Origin of the sequence: Pseudoalteromonas sp. S1609, from assembly GCF_005887255.1 — a bacterium.
Classification (GTDB): domain Bacteria; phylum Pseudomonadota; class Gammaproteobacteria; order Enterobacterales; family Alteromonadaceae; genus Pseudoalteromonas.
The window spans coordinates 1-10407 of record NZ_PNDJ01000077.1 but is presented as its reverse complement, the minus strand read 5'-3'; the positions used below and the strand labels follow the sequence as shown (position 1 = coordinate 10407).

10 protein-coding genes are annotated in these 10407 nt (G+C 40.3%); 6 read left to right on the top strand and 4 right to left on the bottom strand.

Annotation, left to right across the window (positions count from 1 at the left end; all coding sequences use genetic code 11):
* Window positions 1-307: 307 nt before the first annotated feature.
* A complete protein-coding gene (locus CWB76_RS17155) occupies window positions 308-1633 on the top strand; it encodes an MFS transporter (RefSeq protein WP_138609227.1) in 1326 nt (441 codons plus the stop codon).
* 80 nt (window positions 1634-1713) lie between these two features.
* Here the strand turns inward: CWB76_RS17155 and CWB76_RS17150 are convergent, their stop codons facing one another.
* A complete protein-coding gene (locus CWB76_RS17150; protein WP_138609225.1) occupies window positions 1714-2568 on the bottom strand; it encodes a hypothetical protein in 855 nt (284 codons plus the stop codon).
* 346 nt (window positions 2569-2914) lie between these two features.
* Between CWB76_RS17150 and CWB76_RS17145 the strand changes: the two genes are divergently transcribed.
* The 5 genes from CWB76_RS17145 (at window position 2915) to CWB76_RS17125 (ending at window position 5701) form a co-directional block, all read left to right on the top strand.
* The gene (locus tag CWB76_RS17145) at window positions 2915-3547 is read left to right on the top strand and encodes an energy transducer TonB (RefSeq protein WP_138609223.1); all 633 of its coding nucleotides are present in this window, start codon (window positions 2915-2917) and stop codon (window positions 3545-3547) included.
* Window positions 3548-3561: 14 nt separating this feature from the next.
* Window positions 3562-4152 (top strand): sigma-70 family RNA polymerase sigma factor, encoded by a 591-nt coding sequence (locus tag CWB76_RS17140; RefSeq protein ID WP_138609221.1) that lies wholly within the window; start codon window positions 3562-3564, stop codon window positions 4150-4152.
* Window positions 4139-4750, top strand: a complete 612-nt coding sequence (locus CWB76_RS17135; RefSeq protein ID WP_138609219.1) for a hypothetical protein — start codon at window positions 4139-4141, stop codon at window positions 4748-4750. Before CWB76_RS17140 ends, CWB76_RS17135 begins: the two co-directional genes overlap by 14 nt.
* Before the next feature lie 61 nt (window positions 4751-4811).
* Window positions 4812-5294 carry a DUF4760 domain-containing protein gene (locus CWB76_RS17130; RefSeq protein ID WP_138609217.1) on the top strand — a complete coding sequence of 161 codons (483 nt, stop codon included), beginning with the start codon at window positions 4812-4814 and terminating at the stop codon, window positions 5292-5294.
* Between the two features lie 53 nt (window positions 5295-5347).
* Window positions 5348-5701, top strand: a complete 354-nt coding sequence (locus CWB76_RS17125) for a hypothetical protein (protein ID WP_138609215.1) — start codon at window positions 5348-5350, stop codon at window positions 5699-5701.
* 74 nt (window positions 5702-5775) lie between these two features.
* Here the strand turns inward: CWB76_RS17125 and CWB76_RS17120 are convergent, their stop codons facing one another.
* The 3 genes from CWB76_RS17120 to CWB76_RS17110 form a co-directional block, all read right to left on the bottom strand.
* The gene (locus tag CWB76_RS17120) at window positions 5776-7152 is read right to left on the bottom strand and encodes a Na+/H+ antiporter NhaC family protein (protein WP_138609213.1); all 1377 of its coding nucleotides are present in this window, start codon (window positions 7150-7152) and stop codon (window positions 5776-5778) included.
* Between the two features lie 107 nt (window positions 7153-7259).
* The gene (pbp4b, locus tag CWB76_RS17115) at window positions 7260-8924 is read right to left on the bottom strand and encodes a penicillin binding protein PBP4B (protein ID WP_502704768.1); all 1665 of its coding nucleotides are present in this window, start codon (window positions 8922-8924) and stop codon (window positions 7260-7262) included.
* 4 nt (window positions 8925-8928) lie between these two features.
* Window positions 8929-10104: an exo-beta-N-acetylmuramidase NamZ family protein gene (locus CWB76_RS17110; protein ID WP_138609209.1), complete on the bottom strand. Its 1176-nt coding sequence runs from the start codon at window positions 10102-10104 to the stop codon at window positions 8929-8931.
* Window positions 10105-10407: the final 303 nt, after the last annotated feature.

The following is a 10407-nucleotide window of genomic DNA, read 5'->3' as shown; positions in this document are numbered from 1 at the left end:
GACTGCTGCAAATTTAACCTTAAAAGGTCAACAGACCCTAACTTCCTCTCTAAAGAGTAAGCAATGCTGAAAATTATCTTTATGCATAATACCCGCAATACACTCGCTATTCTAGCATCGCATTTAACCGTCCGATTTTTTATCGGTCGCTATTTTATCCAAAGCTATTTTTATTAATAAAGAATTTATCGGCCGCTCTATATTCTTATACTAAGTGTTCATTATTACAGAACACATTTTTTACAGCTTGGAAAACCTTCATGCTTGCTCTAGTATCTAATTGTCTTAGCTCATAATTTGCATTTAAATGAAATCATTTCCATCACTGTATTTTGCCAATTTATTTTTAATTATTGGTACCGGCTTACTTACAACCTATTTAGCCCTGTATTTAGGTAAACAAGGCACGTCTACGTTTTGGATAGGCCTAATGACCTCGTGTTATTATCTTGGCTTATTACTGGGTTCAAAACTTGGCTATCATTTAATTAAATCGGTGGGTCACATCAGAACCTTTGCAGCAAGTACTGCGGCGGTTACTGCCTGTGTGGCCGCACACGGAGTAAGCGACAATCTATATATATGGTTAGGCCTTAGGCTTTTTGTTGGCTTAGGGATGATGTGTAATTACATGGTGCTAGAAAGCTGGCTAAACGAACAATCAGCGCCTGAGTCTCGCGGGCGAGTCTTCTCTTTTTATATGATCACCTCTTACTTAGGGATGATTTTAGGCCAACTAGCGCTCGCACAATTTCCTGAGCTAGGGTATGCACCGCTATTTTTAGTGTGCATGGCATTGGCTATTGGCATTATTCCAATTTCTATCACTCGCAGAATTCACCCCAAACCCTTAAAGCCGATAAAAATGAGCCTGTTTGATTACGCTAAAAAAGTGCCACAGTCGCTTACTGCGGTGCACTTTGCAGGCATTATCAATGGTAGTTTTTATGGCCTAGCGCCTATATTTGCTAAGCTATCTGGCTTTGGTGCCGCAGAAATTGCTATTTTTATGTCGGTGACTATTTTTGCTGGTTTGCTAGCCCAGTGGCCAATGGGGATGCTCTCTGATCGCGTTCGTCGTAGCGTATTAATTCGAACTAATGCAGCAGCTATCGGTGTTGTAAGTTTGGCATTGTTTTTATTGCCTACTTCACAACTAACAGCTTACATACTCACTTTTATCTTTGGTTTATTTGCGTTTACTTTATATCCGCTTTGTTCTGCGCTAGCTAATTCGCGGGTTGAGGACGAAGAGCGCGTAGGCGTATCATCTGCATTATTAGTCGCTTTTGGCGCCGGTGCAGCAATAGGCTCAACAGTTAACGCACAGCTGATGACCTACTTTGGTCACCAAGCATTGTATGCGTCAATTTCGCTATTAACCGTGGCTATGTACTTACTACTAACCTTTATTAACTCTAAACAAAAAGTTGAACAGCCAGAACCCAGTGATTATGTGGTCGGTACATCCGATGTTACCAACTCGCCACTTGCAGCTACGATGGATCCGCGCATTGAAGAAACTACCGCGCAAGATCAAATGTTGGTAGTAGATGAAGATGATGATGAATTTTTTGTGCATCCCCAAGGGGAGCTGTTTAAAGATCTTCACGAAGATGACGTGAAAAATTAAGTTTCCATTCAAAGCATTAATAATGCATAACAAAAAAGGGGAGCCTCCCCTCTTTTTTGTTATTTTTACTACTTAATACATTACTGGCTTATCTGTGGCTTAATATCGCTTAAATCTAAATGGATAGTCATTTCAAAATTATCAGGCTGTACAGCAACATCACTCAAACCTGTTCTCGCAAAATAATCTTCAAAGTCTTGCTGATATTTAGCCGAAAACTGCGTATACGCGGTAATAAACAAACTCAACTTTTTAGCTATTATTGGATAGGTAGCGGCAAGTTCCCGCAGTTTTTCAGGTTCAGCAAAGGCAAATTCAGCATAAATATTAAAGTCGTTTCCGACAGAGGTTTTACCATAATCAGACAAAAAGCCTGCGTTATAATCGGGTGCAGATTTATACTTTGTAAGCGCGTCAAAATTAGATGCTGCGGGTTTCCAGTCTTTTGGCAGCAAAGCTTGCCATGCAAATATAACGAAAGGTGAACGTATATAAACTAACGAGCTTAATTCATGATGAACCCCTTTCAACGAATTTTCGAAATTAAAATTCGTGCCATTCCATCCTGAGAGATTAACTAGAATTATGGAATTACTTGAATAGGTTCCTCCAGCAGCAGCCCCCTCTATAAGCATAGGTCCAGAAAGGTAAATAGCGTCAATTGCTTCAGCAACAAACCCTGGAGGATAGGTCGTTAATGCGGCCTCAATACCATCGAGTGACTCAGAAGCATCTGCAAGCGTAGTCATTTCCATTTCAAGAATTGGAGGCTCTCCATCACTAACTGCAAATTGTTCAGGGAAAAATAAACGGGGTTCACCAGCTTGAATGTCTACTTGGTGTGTTTTGGATAAACGATTAGCTTGCTCTGTTTCACTTTCGAAATATGAACACGCACTAACAAATAATAAAAAAACGAATATTGCTTTTTTCATTTATAAAATCCTTTTTAATGAGCATGCCTGAATGTTGCCACCGCCACTACTGAGAAGCAAAATCTAACAACAGCAGGGAAGCAACTTAAAGCTCTAAATTTCATCTACCTAGAGTAAATAAAATAGAAAATAGAAAATAGAAAATAGAAAATAGAAAATAACAGGCAAAACTTAAAATAACTACATTCTTTTTAGCCAACCCAAAATAAAAAAATCAAGAGACCTTTTATATAGGTAAAATACTACCCCTGTATTTTTAATAAAATTTTAAAACGATTTCACCCCTTTTCTATTTGCCAGCCGTTATAGCTCTGAAACAACATAATAAGTTAATTTGGAGCGGCTTATGCACACACTTGAATTTCCTAAAAACCCCATGTTCAAAACATCAACAGCTGTTCTTGGCGGTGCTGTGATGACCTTTATTGCATTCGCCTTTATGCAATACTTAATTAGTGGCGAACAAAGAGCACCTATAAAATTGGGTGATGATATTACTGTTGAGATTTTTCAAGCACCAGAAGATAAACAAACCACGCATATTAAAAGAATACCGCCACCACCCACACCTAAAGTGCCGCCTAAAGCACCACCACGTGTAACACCTAGCAATGAGCCAATAACAGCAATAAGCACAGCACCACCCATAGTAATTGACGGATTTGGTAACGATATGAAGCAAACACTGACCCGCCCTACGGGAGATGCTTCACCCATTGTGCGCATAAATCCAAAGTACCCAACTAGCGCAGCACGTGATGGTATAGAAGGCTGGGTGCAACTTAGCTTTAATATTTCACCCACTGGTGAAGTGATTGATGCCACAGTAGTAAATGCCGCACCAAAACGCATATTTGATCGCGAAGCACTTCGCGCAATTAAACGCTGGAAATATCGTCCAAAAGTAATTGAAGGTGTGGCACAATTGCAAACAGGTCAAACCGTACAGCTTGATTTTAAATTAGACAGTTCGCAGTAAAGGAATAAGCGCCTATGCTATTGAGTATTAAGTCATGGTTATTTGAAGCGCCAAGCAAAGACTGCATGGCGCGGTATGCAAAAAGTGGCGACAATCGCCACTTAGAGCAGCTTATTGCCTTATACAGTAACGATTTATATCACTACCTAGTTACCCAGTCTAATACACATTTAGCATACGACGTAAGCCAACAAACATGGCTAAAGGTTATTGAAAAGCGCCACCTTTACCAAGCACAAACCACGCCTAAAGCCTGGTTATTTAAACTCGCACGTAACACTCTGATAGACGAATACCGTAAACAGCAACACTTTGTCGAGCTTGACGAAAACAGCCAACTACCAGCGCAAAATAACAATCAAAATGGATTAACAAATAGTGACTCACACATAGGCGACACACACATAAGTTATGAAGCGTTTAATGCTGCGCTCAAGCAACTTAGCTTTGTGCAGCGCGAAGCCATCACCTTACAACAAGAAGGCTTTAGCCTTGCCGATATAGAACTTATAACGCAAAGCAACGCCCAAACCATAAAAACAAGGCTACGCTACGCCAAACAAAACCTAAAACAATTATTAGGAGATTATAATGAACAAGCCTGATGAGCAGTTTGATGAAAAGCTCACACAACATTATAACGAGCGTAAAGCACGCACCAGACTTTCGCACGCTCAGCAACAGGCGTTAAAACATAGCGTAATCCAAAAACAACCTAAAAAGCTTGGCTTTGCCCTACAACTCACAAGCCTTACCTGCGCATTGGGCTTACTGGCTTTCATAGTGCTCGACAGTAACAACGTGATAAATACTGCCCCTAAAACCGTATTAAACACCATAGACATACACGACTACTCGTTTATAACAACGCATGAAATAGATCAAACAGGTAGCTACGCAAGCACCATAACGCAACAAAAACGCGCGCTCGACACCCAATTAGCAAACGACTTACGCCGCCATCAACAACACCATATAGAATACGGCACGCTCGTAAAGGTCGACAACGACTGGTACATAGCCAGCTGCAATGACGAGGTACTCGTACAAATTAAGCAGTCACTGCTCAGTGATTTAAAAGGAAAACATGCAGTTGAAAGTAATATAAATACGGGTGACATACTCGCTATGGCACATAACGGCAAAGGGCAGATTATAGGGCTTAAACATGCAGGGGTTGGAGCGAAGCAGTGTAGGGCTTAATTTTTAATTAACTTAACCTGAAACTTAACTCAAATCTAAATACTTAAATGGAACTAAAGAAATGGAATTAAATTACATCATAGAAATAAGCAAAATAGTTGCGGTACTGTTTACTGGATTCTCATTTCTTTTTGGCATTTATATTTATATGATTAACTCAAAAAAAGAAAGAGTAAAATCAACTCTAGAATATTGGGAAAAGTTTTATCAAGAAATTATCCCATTCATTACTGCCTTTAATACACAGTATTCAGGTAAGCTCCATGCCAAAGAAATCAGGGAAATGGATAACCTACCTGATACAAAAAATACACTTCATAACATTCTTAATAAATATGAGCAGTTAGCTATAGGAATTGACTTAAAGGCATATGAAATAAAAGCTTTAAACTTATTATCTGGCCATGAGATAACAAGTAGCTTTCATCGATACGAAGGATATATATTTCATAGACGTATTCAAAAGAACAACCCTCAAATATGGTCTCAATTCGAGGAGTTAACAAAAAACCTAATAAAGCTGCGAAATTCAAATAACTTTTAATTCGTTAAATACAAAAGTAAAACATTGAAGATTGAAGGCTTGAGAGAGTTTAAATGAAAAAAATACTATTCCTATTATTAACCTTAATATTTGTATCTGCCTGCGATTTTCAACAAAGCGAGCCTGAGATACCGAATAAGCCCAGTGGAGTACCAGATAAAGCTTTTTGGGTCGGTGGTTTAGACGGCGGTGTATTTGTCTTAATAGAAAAGAATAAAAATTTAGAAGCAAATGAATATCTAGGTGAAATATATTTTGTATCCGGAGATATAGCGTACAAAGGAAAAATGAGTATCTTTCCAAAAGATAATGCCATTATAGATTATATGAACCCTAGAACTTACCAAGGCTGGGATGGAGATACCCTGTATATTGAAGGAAATAAACAACTCAAAGTTCAAGAGTAAACCTATAAAAAAGCCTGCAGATTTACAGGCTTTAAACTCACTCACTTTTTGGGTTTCGCTACGCTCTAGCCAACCTACAAAACAATTAAGCTCGTTACTAGGTACGCCATAAACGTTAGGCCGCCGCCTACTAACGCATAAGGTAATTGGGTTTTAACGTGGGTGAGTAAATCACAACCTGAGGCGATGGCCGATACTGCGCTGGTGTCGGATATAGGGGAACAATGATCGCCAAATATTCCTCCGCCTAAAATAGCGCCTACCACCAGCGATGGCGGCAAACCAAGCGCTTGAATAAGCGGTACGCCAATGGGGATAAGTATGGCAAATGTGCCCCACGATGTACCTGTAGTAAACGACATAACCGCACCGGTTAAAAACAGCACTGGCACTATTAAATATATTGGTAAGTAATCGCCAACCAAAGATGCGACAAACACGCCTGTACCTAGCTCTTTTAAGCTTGCGCCCAAGGTCAGCGAGAGCAATACAATACTTACCAGTGGGAGTAATTCGCCCATGCCTTTAAAGCCGGTATCGACTAATTGGTGGTGGGTAAACTGGCGCGATCCAATCATTAAACAATAGGCTACAACAATAGCTAAAACGGTGGCGTACAATACTGATTTTGAACCGCTGCCCTCGGCAAGTACGCCGTTACCGGTATAAAACATAAAACCGACCATGCTCACAATCAGCGTAAGTAATGGCACCAACATAAAGCGTGCTTTAGAGCCTTTTACTTCTTCTTTTAGCTCGGTTGTTTGTAGCTCTAGTTTTTGCTCGGCTACTTTCATTGGGCCATGAACTTTATCAAAGGCAATGGTATAAAAAACAATAACCAAGGTGATTATGGCGTAAAAGTTATAGCCTACGCTGCCCCACAATACCGATACCGCCGACTCGCCTAATTCGTAATTACCTAACAAGCCCAGTACAAATGCACCCCAGCCATTTAATAAAATTAAAATACACACAGGGGCGCTGGTGCTATCGATTATGTAAGCTAAACGCGCGCGGCTCATTTTAAATTTGTCGAACAGGCCGCGAGATAAAATACCCGAGGTAAGCACACTTAAGTTTGACTCTATAAATACCGCAACGCCGGTAAACATAGTTAAAAAGCCCACTTGGCGCTTACTTTTAGCAACGCCTTTGTTCATTAGTAAATTAACGGTAGCAGCAACACCGCCAGACTCGCGAATATAGGCAAGTAAGGCACCTATTAAAATACTAAAGATGAGAATACGGGTATTACCGGGGGAACTGGCCACAGCAACTATGCGCTCAATGCTATTTAAAAACGTAGTAAATACGCTATTTCCTTCACCTTGTAGGGCAAGTAAAAATTCCGATGAAATTACCGCAACAAGCAGTGCCATAATGACTTCTTTGCGCCAAAACACAATAATAATGGCAATCAGCGGTGGCAAAATAGAATACCAATGCATAAACAAACCTTTTTAATTTTTATAATAAACGCGGCTTTAACAGCCTTGGTTAGTTAATAGTAAGCAGTTAACTTAATAGATTTACACCATTAAGTCACTCACTGAGTTTACTGATTTAACAGCGCCTCATATATTAATGAAACAATAGAACCATATTGAGCTGTTTCAAAGTTTTTACCTACAAACTGATAACGTTTTTCACTACCTTTAATTGGTGAATGGCGTGCATTGGTAAGTAAAACAATAGCTAAATCGTAAGCGGGATCAATCACTGTTACTGTGCCAGTCCAACCTGTGTGTCCATAAGCTTGTGGGCTGGCATACGGGCCAAAGTGCCAGCGCCGCGCTTGATTATTTCCTGCAAGACGAAAACCTAAGCCGTAGGTTTCATCGGTACTTTGTGGGGTTAAAAACTGCGCCAAACTACTGGCATTAAAAATTTGCTTATCGCCGTAACCGCCCTTGTTGAGTAACACTTGGCATAAAACGGCCAAATCGGGGGCATTACTAAATAGTCCTGCATGGCCTGCTACACCATCAAGTGAATAAAAAGCACGCTCATCATGTACCTGCCCTTGCAATACATTGGTGCGAATATTATCAAAATGAATACGGCCATCGCGGGTATTTCCACTTAGCTCCGTGGCGGCAAACTGCTGACGATTAAAGCCTTTTTTAAGCGGGTTAAATAAAGTGTTGTTAAGCTTTAAAGGCGCGTAAATATGCTGCTCTAGGTATTCGTCGAGTGGTTGGCCGCTAATACGCTCAATTAAAACCCCTAAAATCATGTAATCAATATCAGAGTAAACATGCTGGGCGCTTGGCTCACTGGCGAGTGGTACGCTGGTAAGCAGTAATTGTTTAGTGGTGTCGCTGGCTTGTGAAAAAAACGCTTCGCCATAGCGGGTGTCTTTTCGATGAAAATCAAACACTGGCGGGTAACCGGCTTTATGAGTGAGTAAGTCTTTAACTTGGCGCAGCTCTCGTCCATCGCCTTGGTATTCTGTTAGGTAATCACTCACTCTGTTATTTATGTTTAATCGCCCTTCGCTTACTAGTTTCATTAACGCAAAGTTAGTAGCAAATATTTTTGTGTTTGAGGCTAAATCAAAGAGTGTATTTGTTTGCATGGGCTCTGGGCGTAACAACATTAAGTCATTTTGCTGATATTGCTTGGCATCACCATAAGCGGTTAATTTTAATATCTTACCCGCTTTAACAATCGCTAGTACCGCACCAGGAAAGCCCGCACTTACATCTTTTTCTATTAGCTTATCTACCGCACTAAAATCAATAGTTTTAGCCGCTGAGCTATTTAGAGTAGCAAAGGCAAATCGCAGAGTTAAACTGCCGTCAGCAGGTTGAATGTTATCAACCTTAAAAGTGTTAACTCCGTTGTGAGTGTACTGCCCTAAATTAAAGTCATACTCAGTATTTTTTTGCAGGGTATCAAGCGCTAACTTTTTATTATTAATATAAATATCGGCACTTAAGGCACTTTCATTTTGTAGTAATAATTTTCCGCGCCCTTTATACGCTTTAAAGGTGCCACGATTATTTACATATTCTCTGCTGCTGGGGTTGGACTCAGGAAAGGTGGCAATCACCTGAGCATGAGCGAGGCTTTGTATTTGATTAGGAATAAACGGGCGCTGAGATTTAATTGCACTGCTTGCGCCACTGCAACCGGTAATAATAAAGCAAAGCGCAATTGTCAGCGCGTTAAAAAAAGTACGCTTTGCTAACACGGAAAAATTTAAATACACACCCATTCCTTTATTGGTAGAGCAAATAAGGCGCTCTTTGCTGTTTAAATTGCTCAAGCCCCGCTTGCCAACTTTGCTTAATTTCCTCAGCTGTTCGCCCCGCTTCTATGGCAAGCCTGAGCTGATCAGTTCCTGCGAGTTTATCCATAAAGTCGGCACGTTCAAAAAACGGCTGTTTAGCCTGAGTCAGTTGCTGGTAAGCATTAATTAAATAATTTAAGTTTAAGCCAGTGGTATCACTATGGCGTAAATCAATCCCTTTCACCATCTGGTTTTTAAACTTTGGATTAAGCGCTGCGCCTTTTATTGAACGCGGGGTAAAACTAAATTCTCCAAGCGCCACTGGCGAATAACCTATGACCTGAAAGGCAAAATCAGTTCCTCTACCTATGCTAACAGGGGTTGCTTCAAAAAAGCACAACGACGGATACAGCGCTATTGATTGATCGTTGGGTAAATTAGGGCTTGGTTTTACCGGCAAGCTATAACGACTGGTGCGGGTGTAATGAGCAACACTGATCACGCTCAGTTGTAAATTAGCCGCTTGATTGATCCAGCCCTCGCCTTTGATCATTTTAGCCAGCTCGCCTACCGTCATACCGTGTAATACAGGGATTGGGTGCATACCCACAAACGATTTAAACTGCGGTTCTAAAATTGGCCCATCAATGTGGCTAATATTAGGATTTGGCCTATCAAGCACAATAAACTCAATACCTTGCTCGGCTGCGGCTTCCATCATGTAATGCATAGAGCTTATGTAGGTATAAAAGCGCACGCCTACATCTTGAATATCAAAAATAATAACATCTACATTGCTAAGAGCTTCGATACTTGGTTTTTTGTTTTTGCCATAAATAGAAATCAGTGGAATACCAGTTTTGCTATCAACGGCGTTTTTAACATGCGCTCCCGCGTCATGATCGCCTCGAAAGCCATGCTCAGGTGCAAAAATTTTAGTAATATTGATGTTTTTAGCCAGCAAGCTATCAACTAAATGCGTTTGCCCCACGACAGAAGTTTGATTGACCACCAGCCCTACACGTTTATTTTTTAATTGCGGTAAGTACAAAGCAAACTGTTCTGCACCTACGGCGATTGTATGTTTAGCCTCATTTACGTGTGCGGTAACAGTAAAAAGTGCGCTTAAAATAAATAAGAATATAAAAAATACGGTTTTAAACATACAGCAAGATCCTTTTAAACAAGACGTTCAAAATAACACAGCCGAGTTTAAAGAGCAGCTTAGGTTTTAGCAATGAGACGCTGCGCTGCTAATATAAGCAAGTTCTTTGTATATTTAAGTTTTTAAGGGCGTTATTCACAAAGAGGTTAAGAGGCGCTGCGCTTTTAGAGAAGTGGCTGAATGCAAAATTTAGCGGCGTGTATAATTTGGTTTAACTGATATCTTGAAGACTTTCTCAAATTTCAGGCACAAAAAAACCGACTCAATGTCGGCTTATGTATGAAAGTGGTGGGCGCAGGAGGA